This is a genomic window from Priestia sp. 40 (assembly GCF_049368575.1).
Taxonomy (GTDB): Bacteria; Bacillota; Bacilli; order Bacillales; family Bacillaceae_H; genus Priestia; species Priestia zanthoxyli.
This window is the reverse complement of sequence record NZ_JBMPZA010000023.1, coordinates 1-19,652: the sequence shown is the minus strand read 5'-3', so window position 1 is coordinate 19,652 and position 19,652 is coordinate 1. Positions and strand designations below refer to the sequence as shown.

General features: G+C 39.1%; 17 protein-coding genes, 1 rRNA gene and 2 riboswitches. Of the genes, 15 read left to right on the top strand and 3 right to left on the bottom strand.

The window, feature by feature from the left end; all coding sequences use genetic code 11:
* Positions 1-198: 198 nt before the first annotated feature.
* From tsaE to tsaD, 4 genes are read left to right on the top strand one after another with little or no spacing between them, the layout of a single operon-like run.
* Positions 199-669 (top strand): tRNA (adenosine(37)-N6)-threonylcarbamoyltransferase complex ATPase subunit type 1 TsaE, encoded by a 471-nt coding sequence (tsaE, locus tag ACO1DI_RS23385; protein ID WP_014461963.1) that lies wholly within the window; start codon positions 199-201, stop codon positions 667-669.
* Positions 666-1,364 carry a tRNA (adenosine(37)-N6)-threonylcarbamoyltransferase complex dimerization subunit type 1 TsaB gene (gene tsaB, locus ACO1DI_RS23380; protein ID WP_014461962.1) on the top strand — a complete coding sequence of 233 codons (699 nt, stop codon included), beginning with the start codon at positions 666-668 and terminating at the stop codon, positions 1,362-1,364. Before tsaE ends, tsaB begins: the two co-directional genes overlap by 4 nt.
* A gap of 14 nt (positions 1,365-1,378) precedes the next feature.
* Complete coding sequence (gene rimI / locus ACO1DI_RS23375) at positions 1,379-1,828, top strand: ribosomal protein S18-alanine N-acetyltransferase (protein WP_013055018.1); 450 nt, start codon at positions 1,379-1,381, stop codon at positions 1,826-1,828.
* Entirely contained in the window at positions 1,825-2,841 is a 1,017-nt protein-coding gene (gene tsaD, locus ACO1DI_RS23370) for a tRNA (adenosine(37)-N6)-threonylcarbamoyltransferase complex transferase subunit TsaD (RefSeq protein ID WP_423145648.1), read from the top strand. Before rimI ends, tsaD begins: the two co-directional genes overlap by 4 nt.
* A gap of 255 nt (positions 2,842-3,096) precedes the next feature.
* Here the strand turns inward: tsaD and ACO1DI_RS23365 are convergent, their stop codons facing one another.
* A complete protein-coding gene (locus ACO1DI_RS23365) occupies positions 3,097-5,031 on the bottom strand; it encodes an ABC-F family ATP-binding cassette domain-containing protein (protein ID WP_014461960.1) in 1,935 nt (644 codons plus the stop codon).
* A 458-nt stretch (positions 5,032-5,489) separates the two neighbouring features.
* Here ACO1DI_RS23365 and ACO1DI_RS23360 point away from each other — a divergent pair, with 458 nt between their 5' ends.
* Genes ACO1DI_RS23360 through tatC form a run of 3 tightly spaced genes read left to right on the top strand, consistent with a single transcriptional unit; the run spans position 5,490 to position 7,138 of the window.
* A complete protein-coding gene (locus ACO1DI_RS23360) occupies positions 5,490-6,128 on the top strand; it encodes a redox-sensing transcriptional repressor Rex (RefSeq protein WP_013055021.1) in 639 nt (212 codons plus the stop codon).
* Between the two features lie 53 nt (positions 6,129-6,181).
* Positions 6,182-6,367, top strand: a complete 186-nt coding sequence (tatA, locus tag ACO1DI_RS23355) for a twin-arginine translocase TatA/TatE family subunit (protein ID WP_014461959.1) — start codon at positions 6,182-6,184, stop codon at positions 6,365-6,367.
* Between the two features lie 15 nt (positions 6,368-6,382).
* Positions 6,383-7,138 (top strand): twin-arginine translocase subunit TatC, encoded by a 756-nt coding sequence (gene tatC, locus ACO1DI_RS23350; protein ID WP_014461958.1) that lies wholly within the window; start codon positions 6,383-6,385, stop codon positions 7,136-7,138.
* Between the two features lie 26 nt (positions 7,139-7,164).
* Here tatC and ACO1DI_RS23345 read toward each other — a convergent pair whose 3' ends face one another.
* Positions 7,165-7,392: a YdiK family protein gene (locus ACO1DI_RS23345; RefSeq protein ID WP_013055024.1), complete on the bottom strand. Its 228-nt coding sequence runs from the start codon at positions 7,390-7,392 to the stop codon at positions 7,165-7,167.
* Positions 7,389-8,117, bottom strand: coding sequence for a CPBP family intramembrane glutamic endopeptidase (locus ACO1DI_RS23340; protein ID WP_014461957.1), 729 nt, complete (start codon positions 8,115-8,117; stop codon positions 7,389-7,391). Before ACO1DI_RS23340 ends, ACO1DI_RS23345 begins: the two co-directional genes overlap by 4 nt.
* A gap of 299 nt (positions 8,118-8,416) precedes the next feature.
* Here ACO1DI_RS23340 and groES point away from each other — a divergent pair, with 299 nt between their 5' ends.
* The 8 genes from groES to ACO1DI_RS23300 form a co-directional block, all read left to right on the top strand.
* Positions 8,417-8,701 carry a co-chaperone GroES gene (groES, locus tag ACO1DI_RS23335; RefSeq protein ID WP_013055026.1) on the top strand — a complete coding sequence of 95 codons (285 nt, stop codon included), beginning with the start codon at positions 8,417-8,419 and terminating at the stop codon, positions 8,699-8,701.
* 67 nt (positions 8,702-8,768) lie between these two features.
* Positions 8,769-10,400, top strand: coding sequence for a chaperonin GroEL (gene groL, locus ACO1DI_RS23330; RefSeq protein WP_013081432.1), 1,632 nt, complete (start codon positions 8,769-8,771; stop codon positions 10,398-10,400).
* Positions 10,401-10,558: 158 nt separating this feature from the next.
* On the top strand, positions 10,559-11,509 hold the full coding sequence (locus tag ACO1DI_RS23325; protein ID WP_423145647.1) for an AAA family ATPase: 951 nt from the start codon (positions 10,559-10,561) through the stop codon (positions 11,507-11,509).
* 10 nt (positions 11,510-11,519) lie between these two features.
* Positions 11,520-12,710, top strand: a complete 1,191-nt coding sequence (locus ACO1DI_RS23320) for a DUF58 domain-containing protein (RefSeq protein ID WP_423145646.1) — start codon at positions 11,520-11,522, stop codon at positions 12,708-12,710.
* Complete coding sequence (locus ACO1DI_RS23315) at positions 12,707-14,863, top strand: transglutaminase TgpA family protein (RefSeq protein WP_423145645.1); 2,157 nt, start codon at positions 12,707-12,709, stop codon at positions 14,861-14,863. The genes ACO1DI_RS23320 and ACO1DI_RS23315 overlap by 4 nt, the downstream gene beginning before the upstream one ends.
* Before the next feature lie 76 nt (positions 14,864-14,939).
* A riboswitch (purine riboswitch) is annotated at positions 14,940-15,041 on the top strand.
* A 123-nt stretch (positions 15,042-15,164) separates the two neighbouring features.
* On the top strand, positions 15,165-16,694 hold the full coding sequence (gene guaA, locus ACO1DI_RS23310; RefSeq protein ID WP_028412703.1) for a glutamine-hydrolyzing GMP synthase: 1,530 nt from the start codon (positions 15,165-15,167) through the stop codon (positions 16,692-16,694).
* 97 nt (positions 16,695-16,791) lie between these two features.
* A riboswitch (purine riboswitch) is annotated at positions 16,792-16,893 on the top strand.
* A gap of 133 nt (positions 16,894-17,026) precedes the next feature.
* A complete protein-coding gene (locus ACO1DI_RS23305; RefSeq protein ID WP_013055032.1) occupies positions 17,027-18,352 on the top strand; it encodes an NCS2 family permease in 1,326 nt (441 codons plus the stop codon).
* 371 nt (positions 18,353-18,723) lie between these two features.
* Positions 18,724-19,652: ribosomal RNA gene (locus ACO1DI_RS23300) — 16S ribosomal RNA — on the top strand; the annotation flags it as partial.

Genomic DNA, 19,652 nt, shown 5'->3' with positions numbered 1-19,652 from the left:
GTTTCGTCTTTTTTATTGTTTGAACCATTTTTATATAAAACTTTACCGTCCTTAGGAGCAATCCTAAGGAATTTTTTATATACAAAGAAATTTCTTTATAGAATTGCGATGTTAAAGATTGTTGGATTTCTTACTGGATATGTATAGTCCACAACGTTTACAATATATATATACAGATTGAAATGAGGTTCTGAATGAATGACAGAGATTAACGAATTTACGTTTATGTCTACGTCTCCTGATGAAACTAATCAGCTGGCTGCTCGTCTAGCAACTTTATTAGAAGCTGGTGACTTGCTGCTGCTTGAAGGCGATTTGGGAGCTGGAAAGACAACATTCACAAAAAGTTTAGCTAAAGGATTAGGAATTGAACGCAATGTGAATAGCCCGACATTTACGATCATTAAAGAATACAAAAGCGGTCGCCTTCCTCTTTATCATATGGATGTGTACCGTCTAGGGGATGAATTTGAAGACCTAGGGTTCGATGAGTATTTTGAAGGAGATGGCGTGACGGTCGTGGAGTGGGCTCATCTGATTGAAGAGCAGCTTCCTAATGAATATATTCAAATCAATATTTACCATGAAAACGAAACGACTCGTAAAATCCTTGTGAAAGCGATAGGCAGTCGGTACGTTGAAATATGTAAGGAGCTTTTTAAAAGATGAAAATGTTAGCCATTGATACATCCAATTTTGTCATGGGTGTTGCTGTCGTTGAAGAAAACAAAGTAATTGGAGAAATTATTACGAATCTAAAAAAGAATCACTCCGTTCGTGTGATGAACGCTGTGGAATCTTTGTTAAAGGATTGTGATATTGCGCCAAGCGAGCTAGACCGTATTGTAGTGGCACACGGTCCAGGATCTTATACAGGTGTACGCATTGGCGTTACCATTGCCAAGACACTTGCTTGGACTTTAAATATTCCTTTAATAGGTGTATCTAGCCTTGAGGCACTAGCAGCAAACGGTCGCTATTTTGATGGGTATATTGCTCCGTTATTTGATGCGCGCCGTCAACAGCTTTATACAGGACTATATGAATGGAATAACGAACGAGGTCTTCTAGAAGTTGAAAGTGATCGACTTGTTATTAATAAAGACTGGGCGGAACATTTAAAGTCATACAACAAACCTATTTTATTCATAGGCAATGATCTTCCCATGCATGAAGAGGCGTTAAAAGAAGTGTTGGGTGAACAAGCTGTATTTGCCCATGTTCAGCAGTTTAATCCAAGACCAAGTGAATTGGCTTTCTTAGGAATGAAGAAAGAGCCGCAGTCTGTGCATACTTTTGTTCCGAACTACATTCGTTTAGCTGAAGCCGAAGCCAACTGGCTTGCTTCACAGCAAAAAGGATAAAAGAAGGTATAAACATGAAACTAACAATTAAGTTTCGTTTAATGGAAGTTAAAGATATTGATCAAGTAGTGAAAATCGAAGAGAAGTCTTTTACGACACCTTGGAGTTCAGAAGCGTTTCAAAATGAGTTAACCAATAATCAATTTTCAACTTACATTGTGATGGAGGAAGGAGAAAATATTATTGGGTATTGCGGAACGTGGATTGTTATTGACGAAGCACATGTAACCAACATTGCGCTATTGCCAGACTACCGAGGCAAGGGACTCGGTGAATTGCTGCTGCGCAACGTGATGGACGTTCTTCGAAAACTAGGTGCTACGTCAATGACATTAGAAGTTAGGGTATCTAATCATATTGCACAATCATTGTATCAAAAGCTAGGTTTTAAACCTGGAGGTATTCGTAAGAATTATTATTCTGATAACAATGAGGATGCATTAGTTATGTGGGTGAATTTATGAGTGAAAATCAATTAATTTTAGCATTAGAAACAAGCTGTGATGAGACAGCAGCAGCCGTGATTCGAAACGGTCATGAAATTGTAGCCAATGTGGTGGCCTCTCAAATAGAAAGCCATAAACGATTTGGCGGTGTCGTACCGGAAATTGCATCTCGTCATCATGTAGAACAAATTACGGTAGTAGTTGAAGAAACTTTAAATCAAGCGAACTTGACGTTTGCAGATATTGATGCAATAGCTGTAACGGAAGGACCAGGGCTTGTGGGAGCACTTCTTATTGGCGTAAATGCAGCCAAAGCGCTAGCATTTGCACATCAAAAGCCATTAATTGGTGTTCATCATATTGCAGGACATATTTATGCGAATCAGCTAATCAAAAAATTAGAATTTCCCCTTTTATCGCTAGTTGTATCTGGAGGGCATACGGAGCTTGTATACATGGAAAGTCACGGTCAGTTTAAAGTGATTGGTGAAACGAGAGATGATGCAGCAGGAGAAGCCTACGATAAAGTAGCCCGCACGTTAAACCTTCCATATCCAGGCGGACCTCATATTGACCGCCTTGCACATGAAGGAGAGCCATTAATTGATTTGCCGCGTGCTTGGCTAGAAGAAGGATCCTATGATTTTAGTTTCAGTGGATTAAAATCAGCAGTTATTAACACTGTCCACAACGCGAAGCAAAAAGGTGAAGAAATTCTTCCACAAACGCTTGCTGCGAGCTTTCAAGTGAGTGTCATTGATGTGTTAGTAACTAAAACCGTTAAAGCTGCAAAGGAATATAACGTTAAGCAAGTTTTATTAGCAGGAGGAGTTGCTGCTAATAAAGGACTTAGAGCAGCGCTAGAAGAGGCGTTCGCACCATTATCAAACATTGAGCTGATTATCCCGCCGCTATCTCTATGCACGGATAATGCCGCAATGATTGGAGCAGCAGCAAGCGTACGATTTGCTCAAGGAAAACGTTCAGATATGTCATTAAATGCAAACCCCGGTTTGGACTTGGAAGAGTAAGTGACGAATGAGATTTATTTCTCATTCGTCTTTTTTTGTGGATAAAAATGATTTATCAACAATATTCAATAAATTTAGAATTGACTGTGGATAATTATGTGGAAAAGTCCGTGCACTCAGTACACGGACCTGTTATCAACAAGTTTTAATTATGAAAATCAGACAGATATCCACTATTTATTCACAGAGTGGATAAAGCTTGTCCTAAAGCGCATGAACAAGTAAATAGGATGAATAGATACAAAAAAATATAGGCTATTCTTCTAGAAGCAGCTGCAATTCTTCCCACTCTTCCATTAATGTGGATAACTGTGAAGAAATTTTTTCATTTTCACCGTTTAATCTTGATACTTCCTCGTGATTTTGATAAATTTCAGGGTCACAAAGAAGTTCTTCATTCGCCGCTTGTGCGGCTTCTAATTTGTTTACTTCAGTTTCAATTTCTTCAATGCGGCGTGTTCGCTGCCTCATCAATTTCTTTTGTTCTTTATCTTGTTTATAAGACTGTTTATCTACTTTTACCGTACGTTCTTCGTTTGCTTTTACATTTTCTAATTCTTTGATTTCTTCTATTTCTGCTTTCTTTTCTACATAATAGTCATAATCTCCAAGAAACTCTTCTACCCCTTCAGGAGATAGCTCGGCTATTTTGTTTGCAATACGATTAATAAAATAACGGTCATGTGAAACAAATAATAGAGTCCCCGGGTAATCAATTAACGCATTCTCCAGTACTTGTTTACTATCTAAATCAAGATGGTTAGTAGGTTCATCTAAAATTAAGAAGTTAGCCTTTTGAAGCATGAGCTTCGCAAGAGCCAAACGTGCTTTTTCACCACCGCTAAGCGTGCAAACGATTTTCAGTACATCATCACCTGAAAAGAGAAAATTTCCAAGCGCTGTACGAATTTCTTTTTCAGGTTTGGATGGGTAGTCATCCCAAAGCTCATTTAAAACGGTTTTATTAGACGTTAAATTGGCTTGCTCTTGGTCGTAATAACCAACCATTACGTTTGAGCCAAAAGAAATGGTTCCAGTCTTGAAGCTTAGCTTATCCACAATACCTTTTAATAAAGTTGATTTCCCAACTCCATTAGGGCCAACCAACGCAAGGCTTTCACCTTTTTTAATTCGAAGGTTTGCCTCTTGCACGACATATTTGTTTTCATCATATCCGATAGACACGTTTTCGAGATTTAAGACTTCATTTCCGCTTTGACGCTCAATTTCAAACGAAAAACTAGCTGATTTTTCACCTTCATTAGGTCGGTTTATTAACTCCATTCGATCGAGCTGTTTACGTCTGCTTTGCGCACGTTTTGTAGTCGATGCGCGGGCGATGTTTCGCTGAATAAAATCATTCAGTTTTGCGACTTCATCTTGCTGCTTTTCGTACTGACGCAACTCTTTTTCATAGCGCTCTGCTTTTTGTACAAGGTATTTAGAGTAGTTACCCGTGTACTTCACCGTTGTTTTTTGTGTGACTTCATACACTTGATTTACGACTTTATCAAGGAAGTAACGATCGTGTGAAACAATTAAAATAGCTCCTTCATACCCTTGCAGAAACTGTTCAAGCCATGCTAAAGTTTCAATATCTAAGTGGTTGGTAGGCTCATCGAGAATAAGCAAGTCTGGCTTTGTTAAAAGCAGTTTTGCAAGAGCCAGGCGCGTTTTTTGCCCACCGCTCAAGGAGGAAATAGGGGTGCTATAGTCAAAGTTTGAAAAACGGAAACCGTGAAGAATAGATCGTGTATCCGCTTCATATTGATAGCCGCCTAAATCTTTGAACGTTACTTGAAGCTGATCGTACTCTTTGGTTAGTTTTTCGTATTGAACTGAATCATTAAAAATATCTGGATCGCCCATCTTCGTTTCAAGCGTACGTAATTCTTTTTCCATCTTCTTTAACGGAGCAAAGACAGTCATCATTTCTTCCCATATGGAGAGTGTTGACTCAAGAACTGTATCTTGTCCCATATAATCAATGGAAACACCTTTAGGTTTGATAATCTCTCCGCTGTCATAAGAAAGCTGCTCAGCAATAATTTTTAATAAAGTTGATTTACCAGCACCGTTTCGTCCCACTAGGGCAATGCGGTCTTTTGATTGTACTTCTAACTTTATATTCGATAAAATGGGTTCTGCCCCATAGTATTTTGTAATACCGTTCAATTGTAGAATAATCATTTTTTCACCTCTAGTAGTATATCCATAGTGTATTTTAACATATTTTCAACTACAAGTTCTTCCTACAAGCGTTTGTAATTTGTAGAGGGACAAGGACAAATGATGAAGCGAATGTTTTGATTCATGAAATAAAATGATTTTACCTGCACATTTTATACAGGATACTATGTTAAAATAAGAGATAAGTGCATCTCTGAACTTATATATGATGGATGTAGAAAACCCGTCATGACTAACAAACGAATCCTTTGAAGGGCTAATTACTTCGTTCTAGCTACCGACTTTAAGTAGTGCTGGATAGACAAAAGCCGTCGGGGTGTGAAGCGGAGTATATATAAAACAAGAGAAAAGAGAGAGAATTGGAAGCGCTACCTCAAAGCGGTTGATGCTTTGTGAAAGGTAATGCAATATGACTTGAAAATGTTAGTAATGACATACATGAACTGAGGGGGTACAACGTGAACACTGAACAATTAAAAATACCACAAGCAACGGCTAAACGATTGCCGCTTTATTATCGTTTTTTGAAAAACTTGCATGCTTCTGGTAAACAGCGTGTGTCGTCAGCGGAGTTAAGCGAGGCAGTGAAAGTGGATTCTGCTACTATTCGTCGGGACTTTTCTTACTTTGGAGCATTAGGAAAAAAGGGATACGGCTACAATGTGAATTATTTACTTACATTTTTCCGTAAAACGTTAGACCAAGATGAAGTAACGAAAGTAGCACTGATTGGCGTAGGGAATCTAGGAACGGCCTTTTTAAATTATAATTTTATTAAAAATAATAACACCAAAATTGAGTGCGCTTTTGATGTGATAGAAGATAAAGTCGGTACAAAAGTGGGCGACGTGCCGGTTTATCACCTTGACCAATTGGAAGATTATATGAGTGATGACATCTCAGTAGCGATTTTAACCGTTCCTGCCACTGTTGCTCAGCAAATTACCGATCGTTTAGTGAATTGCGGAATTAAAGGGATTCTAAACTTCACTCCTGCACGCTTAAACGTACCCGATGAGATTCGACTGCATCATATTGATCTTGCTGTAGAGTTACAGTCGCTTGTCTATTTTTTGAAAAATTATCCTGTTGAATAAGGTGGACTGTGTTACGATTTCCTTAAGTCTAAATTAATAAGGAGAGTGGGAATATGGGGATTGGAGCAGGCAGTTGGATTATTATTGCGATTGTAGCACTGCTTATTTTTGGACCGAAACGGTTACCGGAGCTAGGAAGATCAGTCGGGCAAACGCTTAGAGAGTTTAAGCATGCCGCTAGCGGGGCATCAGATGATCGTGAAAAAGATAAACAGCGTCAAGTAGATGACAAAGAGTAAAAGGGTGATCATAGTATGACCGAACAAGAAATGTCAATATATGATCATATAGGAGAACTGCGAAAACGCATTTTAATTGTTTTATTTTTCTTTGTCATTGCCACAGTTGCCGGCTTTTTTATAGCGGATAAGGTTATTGTCTATTTACAGCATGCTGATGAGGCAAAAAATTTAACGATGAATGCATTTAGGCTAACAGACCCAGTTAAGATTTATATGCAGTTTGCTGTTATTATCGGCTGTGTACTTGCAGCTCCTGTTGCACTGTATCAACTTTGGGCATTTATTAGTCCTGGTTTATATGAAAAAGAGCGTAAGGTAACGCTTGGATATATTCCTGTTTCCATTTTTCTCTTTATCGGCGGTGTCTCTTTTTCTTATTTTGTGTTGTTTCCATTTGTCGTTGATTTTATGACGCGCGTTTCCGATGAGCTGAATGTAAACCAAGTGATTGGCATCAATGAATACTTTTCTTTTTTAATGCAGCTCACACTGCCTTTTGGCCTGTTGTTTCAGCTTCCTGTCGTCGTCATGTTTTTGACGCGATTAGGAATTATAACGCCTATGTTTTTATCTCAAATTCGAAAGTATGCCTATTTCGTACTGCTAGTTATTGCCGCACTTATTACACCACCGGAATTGCTCTCGCACATGATGGTGACAGTGCCGCTCTTAATACTGTATGAAATCAGCATCATTATTTCCCGCATTTCGTATCGCAAAGTGTTAAAGGCAAGGGCAGAGCAAGAAAGAGAAGATGTTAGTATGTAAAAAAAACCACTGAAACAGTGGTTTTTTTATTTAGATGAATCATCTTGATTTTTATATTGCTGCTGCAACTTTTTAATTTTATAGTGCAAGATAAAAATGCGAACCGCAAATCTGAAATCGAATGCGGCTACGAGTGCAAATAAGATTGTGGGGAAGTTCCAAACGGTTTCCTGAGCATTTTGAATAGCCAGGTAGGTGAATAAAATCCCCATAATAATATAAATAAACCCTCGTGTTAAAGGGATATTCTTCATAAAAACATGCCTCCAAAAATAAACTGCATTTGTTCTGCTTGTTTTTGCATTTCTATAATTTTATCTGCAAAAATAGTTTGAGATAAAATAACGATTGTATTCATCAAAACGTGAGCAATAATAGGTACAACAATTAGTCTCGTCCTTGCATAAAGGAATGCAAATACAAATCCCATAGCTGTATACACAAGTAAATGTTTAAAATCCCAGTGTACCGCGGCGAAAATAAGGGAACTAATAAATGCAGAGATAAAGAAATTGTATCGTTTGTGAAGCGAGCCGAAAATAATCTTTCGGAAAATAATCTCTTCTAGTATTGGTCCAATAACAGACGTAACGACAATAAGGAACGGTGTTGCTTTAACAAGATTAACAATATTTTGTGTGTTTTCAGATACTTGGGTAATGCCAAGAGCGTGCTCAATCATACCTGCTACAGCTTGACCAGCCATAGCGAGAAACACCCCAAGGACTGACCAGACAACAGCAATCGTTTTTCCAGCATGTTCTATACGCATGGACATGTCACGGCGCAGCAGCAGTAAGACAATAAGTAAACCAAGGATAAAGCTGATGATGGTCCAATAAGTCAAAAGCATGATATTCGCTGTTCGAACTGGATATTGATCAAACATTCCTGTTAATTTTAACAGCGGTATACCAACAACTCCTGAAAACTGCATAAGGATGTAGGTGAGAATAACATACCAATAACGTTTTTCCAATCTTCTATACTCCTTTAAAAGGTTTTTATGTATATATGTCGAAGAAGTACTGTAAAGTTAGTAATTTCTTCTTGCTCGTATTGTAACATACATATTATTGAACAGAGAAAAGAATGCTTTATTTCTCAAAATCGTCGAAATCTAAGACTATTATATGTAGTTGTTGTAAATTTTAAATTTTTTTTGTTTAATACTTGCAAAAAAAACCCACTTTGTTTTAATATAATAATTGTGTTAGCACTCGTTGAGGTTGAGTGCTAATAAAAATGCAAACATATTATTTGAGGAGGTTGTTTCACTTGTTAAAGCCATTAGGTGATCGCGTAGTGATTGAACTTGTAAAATCTGAGGAAAAAACAGCAAGCGGTATCGTGTTACCGGACAGTGCAAAAGAAAAACCACAAGAGGGTAAAATTGTTGCTGTGGGTACAGGCCGAGTATTAGAAAGCGGTGAGCGTGTAGCTTTAGAAGTAGCTGCGGGCGATCGTATCATCTTCTCAAAATATGCGGGTACTGAAGTAAAATACGAAGGTACTGAATACTTAATTTTACGCGAAAGCGATATTTTAGCTGTAATCGGCTAATTTTAACCACAAACTTATCATACGTAAAAAATAGATTATTAAGAACATCTTGAGGAGGTCAAAGAACATGGCAAAAGACATTAAATTTAGCGAAGAAGCACGTCGCGCAATGCTACGTGGTGTAGATACATTAGCAAATGCTGTAAAAGTAACGCTTGGACCAAAAGGTCGTAACGTTGTATTAGAAAAGAAATTCGGTTCACCGCTTATTACAAATGACGGTGTAACAATTGCAAAAGAAATCGAATTAGAAGACGCATTTGAAAATATGGGTGCTAAATTAGTAGCCGAAGTTGCTAGCAAAACAAACGACGTTGCTGGTGACGGTACAACTACTGCAACAGTTTTAGCGCAAGCAATGATCAGAGAAGGTCTTAAAAACGTAACGGCTGGTGCTAACCCAATGGGTATCCGTAAAGGTATGGAAAAAGCAGTAGCTGTAGCGGTTGAAGAACTAAAAGCAATCTCTAAACCAATTCAAGGTAAAGATTCAATTGCTCAAGTAGCGGCTATCTCAGCAGCGGACGAAGAAGTAGGTCAATTAATTGCTGAAGCAATGGAGCGCGTTGGTAACGACGGCGTTATCACGCTTGAAGAATCAAAAGGTTTCACAACTGAATTAGAAGTGGTAGAAGGTATGCAGTTTGACCGTGGATATGCATCTCCTTACATGGTAACTGATTCAGATAAAATGGAAGCTGTATTAGATGATCCATACATCTTAATCACAGACAAAAAAATCGGTAACATTCAAGAAATCTTACCGGTATTAGAGCAAGTTGTTCAACAAGGCAAGCCGCTATTAATCATCGCTGAAGACGTAGAAGGCGAAGCTTTAGCAACATTAGTTGTGAACAAACTTCGTGGTACATTTACAGCTGTAGCTGTTAAAGCTCCTGGTTTTGGTGATCGTCGTAAAGCAATGCTACAAGATGTTGCAATCCTAACAGGCGGAGAAGTAATCACTGAAGAGCTTGGTCTTGACTTAAAAACAGCAAGCATCGATCAATTAGGTCGCGCTTCTAAAATTGTTGTAACAAAAGAAAATACAACAGTTGTAAACGGTGCAGGAAACGCAGAAGATATCCTAGCACGCGTAAACCAAATCAAAGCTCAGCTTGAAGAAACAACTTCAGAGTTTGACCGTGAAAAATTACAAGAGCGCTTAGCAAAACTTGCTGGTGGCGTAGCTGTAATTAAAGTTGGTGCGGCAACTGAAACTGAGTTAAAAGAACGTAAATTACGTATTGAAGATGCATTAAACTCTACGCGTGCTGCGGTTGAAGAAGGTATCGTAGCTGGTGGTGGTACTGCATTAGTAAATATCTATAATAAAGTAGCAAGCATCGAAGCTGACGGTGACACTGCTACAGGTATCAACATCGTATTACGTGCGATTGAAGAGCCTGTACGTCAAATCGCTCACAACGCTGGTTTAGAAGGATCAGTAATCGTTGAGCGTCTAAAAGGCGAAGCAGTTGGAACTGGATTTAACGCTGCGACTGGCGAGTGGGTAAATATGCTAGACACTGGTATCGTTGACCCAACAAAAGTAACGCGTTCAGCTCTTCAAAATGCTTCTTCTGTAGCGGCTATGTTCTTAACAACTGAAGCAGTTGTTGCTGACAAGCCAGAAGAAGGCGGAGCACCTGCAATGCCTGACATGGGCGGCATGGGTGGAATGGGCGGCATGATGTAATCAGTGCCCTACCTAAAAAAGCGACCAAGTACTCACTTGGTCGCTTTTTTGTGTGCATTAATATTTTCAGATTTTTTAAAAATTTGTTAAGATAGTACTATGTTTATTGAAAAACATACTAAACTCAAGGCTTAACTGAGTTTTAAGGGGGAGCTTCGTTGATTCAGCTGGATCATATTAATAATAAATTAAATCAAGTATTAGAAAACATCGATCAAATTGTAATTGGAAAGCGTCATGTATCTACGTTGAGTTTGGTTGCTTTGCTTGCAAAGGGGCATATTTTGCTTGAAGATGTGCCGGGTGTGGGTAAAACGATGCTTGTGAAGGCACTGGCCAAATCGATTGATGCCGAGTTTAAACGAATTCAATTCACGCCTGATTTGCTGCCGTCCGATGTAACAGGTGTTTCTATTTACAGTCCAAAAGACATGGAATTTCATTTTCGTCCAGGCCCTATCATGAGCCACATTGTGCTCGCTGATGAGATTAACAGGACTTCTCCTAAAACACAATCGGCGCTTTTAGAAGCAATGGCTGAGCATCATGTAACAACCGATGGTATCACCCGGGAAATTCCAGCGCCTTTTTTTGTGATGGCTACTCAAAATCCTGTTGATTTTGATGGGACCTATCATTTGCCGGAAGCGCAGCTGGATCGATTTTTATTCAAATTAAGCATGGGGTATCCTACGCAGGAAGAGGAGCTTCAAATTTTAAACGGCGTATCGACTCAAGTTAATCTTGAGGATGTCAAGCCCGTCATGAGCATTCCAGAATTAGTACAGGCTCAAAAAACTGTAAGCAGTATTTATGTAGATGATGCGATCAAGCACTATATCATCGAAATCATTCGTAAAACGCGCTCTCATCCACATGTTTCGTTAGGTATCAGTCCTCGTGGAACGGTTTCCTTTATGAAGGCCGTTCAAGCATATGCTTTAGTGAAGGGAAGAGATTACTGTCTTCCTGATGATGTTCAAGAGCTTGCTTCGTATGTGTGTGAACATCGATTAACGCTAAGACCTGATACCCAGTACAGCGGCTTAACAGCGAGTGATGTGATGAAGCAAATTATGGCTGATACGAAAGTACCTGTTAAAAGGTAAGAGGTACTTTATGAAACAGTATATAAAAGTGATATGGAATAAATGTAGAGACTGGTTCGTTTTATTCTGCATCTTTGCTGCTACGTTTTCTTACGCGATGTTTCAAGGGGGCTTTGTCAGCTGGTTTTTATTTTATAGCTTCTTACCTTTTGGGTTATATGCGGCAGCCGTTTTGCTTTATCCGTTAAAGAAGTGGAATGTTACTCGTGATGTGAAGCTACAGCCTCGATTCGCTGGAGATCATCTTTCGTATGACATTCACATTACACGCTCCTCGTCTTTTCCTGTTTATATGGCAGCAGTGAAAGAGGAGAGTAACCTTTTAGATCAAGAAGAAAGAACAATTTATCCGCTTTTTCAACGAAACGCTGTTATTCCGTATGAAAGATCGTTTGTAGAAAGAGGAGAATATGAATTTTTTACGATTTCGATTGAAATGAGTGATTTATTAGGAATTGTAAAAAAGAAGGCATATTATCCGCTGCACCAGCGGTTTGTCGTGTATCCTCAAATCCATGAGATAGATATCCCGTTTCTTTTAGCAGGAATAGAAGAAGGAAAAAATGAAGTTTCGATGGGGAATCAATCTACTACGTTAGTGACAGGCATTAGAGAATATCAGCCGGGTGACCGATTAGGATCTATTGATTGGAAGGCGACGGCTCGTAAAGCTACGTTGATTTCTAAAGAGTTCGGTCATTATCATGAACGGAGTATGATTATCATTGCAGATGTTATGAGCTCTCTATACTTTGAAGAGCGAATGAGCTTTCTGGCATCCATGCTCATTCATGAAGAAACCAAGCGTAAAAAAGTCGATTTTCTTTTAGCTGGAAATGCACTTTTTTCACAAAAAACCTCTGAACAAAGTGAGCCTGATAACCTGTTGTATCACTTAGCGCGTGCCCAGCCTGTTAACAACCGAGCATTCGAAACAGAATTTAAGAGTATTGCCATTCAAAAGCAGCGTTCTTTTATGGTAATAGTCAGTCAGGTTACAGGGACTCTTATTGGGCAGATTCAATCTAAGCTGAGCCCTCATGCTAAGGCTTCACTCATTGTCGTTAAAAATGAAGGAGCAGGGCTTAGTGACGAAGAGACGGTTATTGTAAATGGAATACAATCTTCTGCTTTAACGATTGAAGTCGTTAATATTACTCTTCCTCTATCATCTAAAGGAAGTGAGGGCGGAAATAAGTGAATAAATCAGCTTTGTATGTAAAAAACATCTTATTGTACGCGGGAGCATTCTTTTTATTAGTGGAATGGCTTCTTCCTTTAAATGAAGTGACGGATACCAATCAAATTCAGTACTTTATCTTGTTTGTTGCTTACTGTTTTTTGTGTTTAACGTTTCGCTTACCGTTTATCGTGATGACGTTAGGGAGCATGTTGTTTATTTTGTTTTCGCTTCATAATCTCTATTTCCAAGGAGCCTTCTTTTCTTCAGACTGGCTTCCGAGACTTTTGGAGATTCTTCAGTCAGATGCACAAAGTATCATGGAGTGGGATATAGCGAATTTATCATTTGAAATGAGAAGCACTTTATTTTTTGTGCTCCTTTGGATTATGGCTTATTTAATTCGATATTGGATCTTTTATCAAAAAAGAATTTTCTTCTTTTTCTTCTTAACCATTTTGTATATTACCGTGTTGGATACCTTTTCTACTTACGATGCGGGAGCTGCTATTATCCGTGTGACGATTATTGGGTTTTTATTAGTAGCTATGCTTCGCATCAATCCTGAACGTATAAAAGCTGCGAGCACTGAGCGTTTAGAAAATAGAAAACGATCGTTTCTTTTTCTAGGCAGCTTTTTAGCTATCGTCATTGTGCTGGCTTATCTCGCTCCTAAACCAGGGCCGCAGTGGCCAGATCCCGTACCTTTTATCACAGCGCATACAACAAATCAAGGACAGGGAGAATCTGCAAGCGGTCAACGTATTGGCTATGATATGGACGATTCTAAATTGGGGGGATCGTTTGTCAATGATGATACGGTTGTGTTTACAGCCAAAGTAGAGGATGAGCACTATTGGCGTATTGAAACGAAGGATGTTTATACAGGTAAGGGGTGGGAGCTGTCTAAAGAGGAAGAAAAAGTGCCCTTTAAAGGAAATGAAAACTTACTCCCTCAATATGACTCAAGTGTAGCAGGACAAGTAAGAAAAGCAGAAGTTACCTATTCGCAGCCTTCAGTTCATCTTATGCATGTTCCTCAACTGCTGTCGCTAACCTTAAAAAATGGCATTCAAACCGATGTTACACCGACAAATGAAAAATTATATCCTTATCAAAATGACAAGCTTGTTACTGTTCAATCGTATGAGCTGACGTATAAATATCCTGTATTTGATATTGAACTTCTTCAGCAAGCAGAGGAAAAAAAGGCAGAGAGTCTAGAGAATAATAACGAATTTATAGCAAGGTATACACAACTTCCTGCTAACTTGCCGAAACGAGTAAAAGATTTAGCTCGTGAGGCAACAAAAAATAAGAATAATCGCTATGAAAAAGCGAAAGCCGTTGAAGAATACTTCCGATCAAATCCATATGTATATGATACTGAAAATGTTCCAATTCCTACGAAAAATAAAGATTATGTGGATCAATTTTTATTTGATACAAAAAGAGGGTACTGTGATAACTTCTCTACTTCTATGGTCGTGCTGCTTCGTTCATTAGATATTCCTGCTCGGTGGGTAAAGGGCTATACAGAAGGTGATGCTACCGTTATTTCAGGAAGTAGTAAATGGACAACCTATGAAATTACACAAAATAATGCTCATTCTTGGGTAGAAGTCTATTTTCCAGGAGCGGGCTGGGTACCTTTTGAACCAACAAAAAGTTTTTCTAATCCTTATGATTTTGTAGATAGCCAACCTAACAACTCTAGTGAAAATAGTCAAAGGGAAGAAGAGAAACAAGAAACGCAGGTGAAGGAGCAGCCTAAGGAAAAAGAGCTTCCGGCACAAGAAGAAAGAGCGAAAGAAAAAACAGCTTCTTTTCAAAATGCTAAGTTGTCTATGAAGTGGAAAGTGCTTTTCTACGGACTGATTGTAGTTATGTTAATAGTAATATATCTCAATCGATTTAAATGGTTTTTACCTTTTTATATCTCTTTTTATAAAAAGAAAGAGAGACCGGAAACCTTTGAATCAGCGTATGCTTTTTTACTTAAAAGACTCGCTGCAAATGGACTAAAGCGGCAAGAAAATCAAACGCTGCGCGACTTTGCAGGAGAAGTAGACGAAAAATTAAATACGGTAAATATGCTAAAATTAACGGAAAAATACGAGCGAGTTTTGTATTCGAAATGCAGATTCCATAAAAGAATGGAAAGAGTCGATTGAATTGTGGGAAAATTTAATCAAAAAAACGAGTTCTTGACCATTGTTTCGCGGATTGATAGAATATTCTCGAACTTACTATAAATGTTTCGTATACCTTCATATATCCTCGATAATATGGTTCGAGAGTCTCTACCGGGTCACCTTAAACGATCTGACTATGAAGGCAGAACAGTCTATTTGACGATAAACGTCGTGCTCAACTAGACTTCTGCCTTTGTTTTTTGAGGGAGAAGTCTAGTTTTTTTTATATTTTAGGGCATAATAACAAGTGATTATTTACACATTCGGAGAGGTGAACAAGATGGAAGGCATGATTGTTGTATTAGATTTTGGTAGTCAATATAACCAACTGATTACGCGTCGCATTCGCGAGTTCGGAGTATATAGTGAATTGCATCCGCACACAATTACAGCAGAAGAGATTAAAGCATTAAATCCAAAGGGAATTATTTTCTCTGGAGGCCCAAACAGCGTGTACGGTGAAAACGCATTTCACTGCGATGAAAACATTTTTGAATTAGGTATTCCTGTTTTAGGTATTTGTTATGGAATGCAATTAATGACTCATCATTTTGGCGGGAAGGTAGAAGGTGCTAGCCATCGTGAATATGGTAAAGCAGCGATTAACGTACAAAACGATTCATTAATGTACCATGAGTTGCCAAAAGAACAAGTTGTTTGGATGAGTCACGGTGATTTAGTTGTAGAAACACCAGCTGGTTTTGAAGTGGACGCAACTAGCCCATCTTGTCCAATTGCCGCAATGAGTAACAAAGAAAAGAATATGTACGGAGTGCAGTTCCATCCAGAAGTTCGCCATTCAGTGCACGGTAACCATATCTTAAAGAACTTCGTGTTTGAAGTATGTCATGCTGAAGCGAACTGGTCAATTGAGAACTTCATTGAAGTTGAAATGGATAAAATCCGTGAAACAGTTGGAGATAGAAAAGTACTTTGCGCACTTAGCGGCGGAGTAGACTCTTCAGTAGTAGCTGTATTAATTCACAAAGCAATTGGTGATCAGTTAACATGTATGTTCGTAGATCACGGTTTATTACGTAAAGGTGAAGCGGAAAGCGTAATGGAAACATTTAGCGAAGGCTTTAATATGAACGTAATTAAAATCGATGCAAAAGATCGCTTCTTAGAAAAATTAAGCGGTGTATCAGATCCTGAACAAAAGCGTAAAATCATCGGTAATGAATTTATTTATGTATTCGATGACGAAGCTGCTAAATTAAAAGGGTTTGATTTCCTAGCTCAAGGTACGCTATACACAGATATTATCGAGAGTGGGACAGCTACAGCTCAAACGATCAAATCTCACCACAACGTAGGTGGATTACCAGAAGATATGCAGTTCAAACTAATCGAACCGTTAAACACGCTATTCAAAGATGAAGTACGTGCATTAGGTTCTGAATTAGGTATCCCTGATAATATCGTGTGGCGTCAGCCTTTCCCAGGACCAGGTCTAGGTATTCGTGTACTTGGTGCAATTACGGAAGAGAAGTTAGAAATTGTACGTGAGTCGGATGCTATTTTACGTGAAGAGATTGCAAAAGCTGACTTAGAGCGCGATATCTGGCAATACTTTACGGTTCTTCCTGACATCCGCAGTGTAGGTGTAATGGGAGATGCTCGTACGTATGATTACACAATCGGTATTCGTGCTGTTACATCGATTGATGGTATGACTTCTGACTGGGCGCGTATTCCTTGGGATGTGCTTGAAGTTATCTCAACGCGTATTGTAAACGAAGTTAAGCATATTAACCGCGTAGTGTATGATATTACAAGTAAGCCACCTGCAACAATTGAATGGGAATAATATGTAAGAAAACCGAACAAACGAACATTCTTTTATAAGAATGTTCGTTTTTTGTTGACTTTTTAAAAAAGTTAATGGTAGGATAGTAACATAAAACAGCGAGATATAGCTTTAATGTCGTATAATCTTGGGGATAAGGCCCAAAAGTTTCTACCGAGCTACCGTAAATGGCTTGACTACGAGAAAGTAATACATGTATGTGTAAAAATCTTTTGTTTTTTTGTTCATACATCTCTCTTTTAGTCGATTTTATGCCTTTACGCGCCATAGTGTAGAGGCATTTTTTGTGGTTTGCCTAAGTGCATGCGGCTTCTATAAAGGGAGGAAAAAACGTGAAGAAGTATTTTCGTTTTGAAGAGTTGGGTACTAGCTATCGAAAAGAGTTTATAGCTGGCCTTACAACTTTTCTATCTATGGCTTACATTTTATTTGTTAATCCATCTGTGCTATCACTAAGTGATGTAAAGGATCTACCTGACAGTATGAGAATGGACCAAGGGGCTGTATTTACAGCTACTGCTTTAGCGGCAGCTTTGGGATCAATTGTTATGGGAGTGCTTGGTAGATATCCAATTTCATTAGCTCCAGGTATGGGATTAAACGCATTTTTTGCTTATACAGTTGTTCTGACAATGGGAATTCCATGGCAGACGGCTTTAACGGGTGTTATGATATCAGGTGTTATTTTTATTCTTTTAACATTAACAAGCCTGCGAGAAAAAATTATTAATTCTATTCCTATTGAATTAAAAATGGCTGTTGGAGCAGGTATTGGTTTATTTATTAGTTTTATAGGTATGAAAGGTGCCGGAATCATCGTCAAAGATGATGCCACATTTGTTGGACTGGGTGATTTAACGAACCCAACAACGTTACTTGCGGTTTTTGGTATTGTTATTACTATTGTATTAATGGTGCTTCGAGTAAATGCAGCTGTATTTATCGGTATGATTGTAACGGCTGTAGCAGGTATGGCTTTTGGTTTAATTGATACACCTAAAGCAGTTGTTTCATCAGTTCCTAGTCTTGACCCGACGTTTGGGGCAGCTTTTCAAAATATCGGTGATATCTTTACTGTAAAGATGCTAGTCGTCATTTTAACGTTCTTATTTGTTGATTTCTTCGATACAGCAGGTACGATGGTTGCTGTAGCGAGTCAAGCTGGACTTATGAAAGATAATAAGCTTCCGCGAGCGGGCAGAGCGTTATTGGCAGATTCTAGTGCGATTGTAGTTGGTGCTGTTCTTGGTACCTCATCAACAACAGCTTATGTAGAGTCTACAGCTGGAGTAGCAGCGGGGGGACGTTCAGGATTCACTGCAATCGTAACGGCGGCGTTTTTCTTAGTTGCACTGTTCTTTTCTCCATTATTAGCGGTTGTAACACCAGCTGTTACTGCGCCAGCTTTAATTACGGTAGGAGCTCTGATGGTGTCAAATTTAGGAGAAATTAATTGGAAAGAGTTCGAAGTAGCAGTTCCTGCATTTTTCACCGTAATTATGATGCCATTAACATACAGTATTGCAACAGGTATTGCGGTTGGCTTTATCTTTTATCCTATTACAATGTTATGCAGCAAGCGTGGAAAAGAAGTTCATCCAATTATGTATGCTCTCTGTATTATCTTCATACTCTATTTTGCATTCTTAGCAGAATAGTTTAAATAAAAAAGCTCAGTTTAATGACTGGGCTTTTTTTTTATGGTAAGATAAGAAAACTCTATAGCTGCTAGATTGCTATTGTAATAGAGGTTAATTGGTTACTTTACTGAAGGTTTACTTCATTAACTTTTTTGTTTATAAAGTTTTTTAGAAAAACGATTGACTCCGTATGTTATATATGGTAAATTATTAAATGTCGCTGATGAACAGCGCGGTTGAGAGAAACATCTTAAAAAAGATGTTGACATCAAAATGATAGAATGTTATACTAATAAAGTTGCTTGAGAGCAACGGTTGAACTTTGAAAACTGAACAAAGCGACAAACGTCAACGTTAATTTTTATTTTTAAATGAGCAAGTCAAACATTTCTTCGGAGAGTTTGATCCTGGCTCAGGATGAACGCTGGCGGCGTGCCTAATACATGCAAGTCGAGCGAACTGATTAGAAGCTTGCTTCTATGACGTTAGCGGCGGACGGGTGAGTAACACGTGGGCAACCTGCCTGTAAGACTGGGATAACTTCGGGAAACCGAAGCTAATACCGGATAGGATCTTCTCCTTCATAGGAGACGATTGAAAGATGGTTTCGGCTACCACTTACAGATGGGCCCGCGGTGCATTAGCTAGTTGGTGAGGTAACGGCTCACCAAGGCAACGATGCATAGCCGACCTGAGAGGGTGATCGGCCACACTGGGACTGAGACACGGCCCAGACTCCTACGGGAGGCAGCAGTAGGGAATCTTCCGCAATGGACGAAAGTCTGACGGAGCAACGCCGCGTGAGTGATGAAGGCTTTCGGGTCGTAAAACTCTGTTGTTAGGGAAGAACAAGTACGAGAGTAACTGCTCGTACCTTGACGGTACCTAACCAGAAAGCCACGGCTAACTACGTGCCAGCAGCCGCGGTAATACGTAGGTGGCAAGCGTTATCCGGAATTATTGGGCGTAAAGCGCGCGCAGGCGGTTTCTTAAGTCTGATGTGAAAGCCCACGGCTCAACCGTGGAGGGTCATTGGAAACTGGGGAACTTGAGTGCAGAAGAGAAAAGCGGAATTCCACGTGTAGCGGTGAAATGCGTAGAGATGTGGAGGAACACCAGTGGCGAAGGCGGCTTTTTGGTCTGTAACTGACGCTGAGGCGCGAAAGCGTGGGGAGCAAACAGGATTAGATACCCTGGTAGTCCACGCCGTAAACGATGAGTGCTAAGTGTTAGAGGGTTTCCGCCCTTTAGTGCTGCAGCTAACGCATTAAGCACTCCGCCTGGGGAGTACGGTCGCAAGACTGAAACTCAAAGGAAT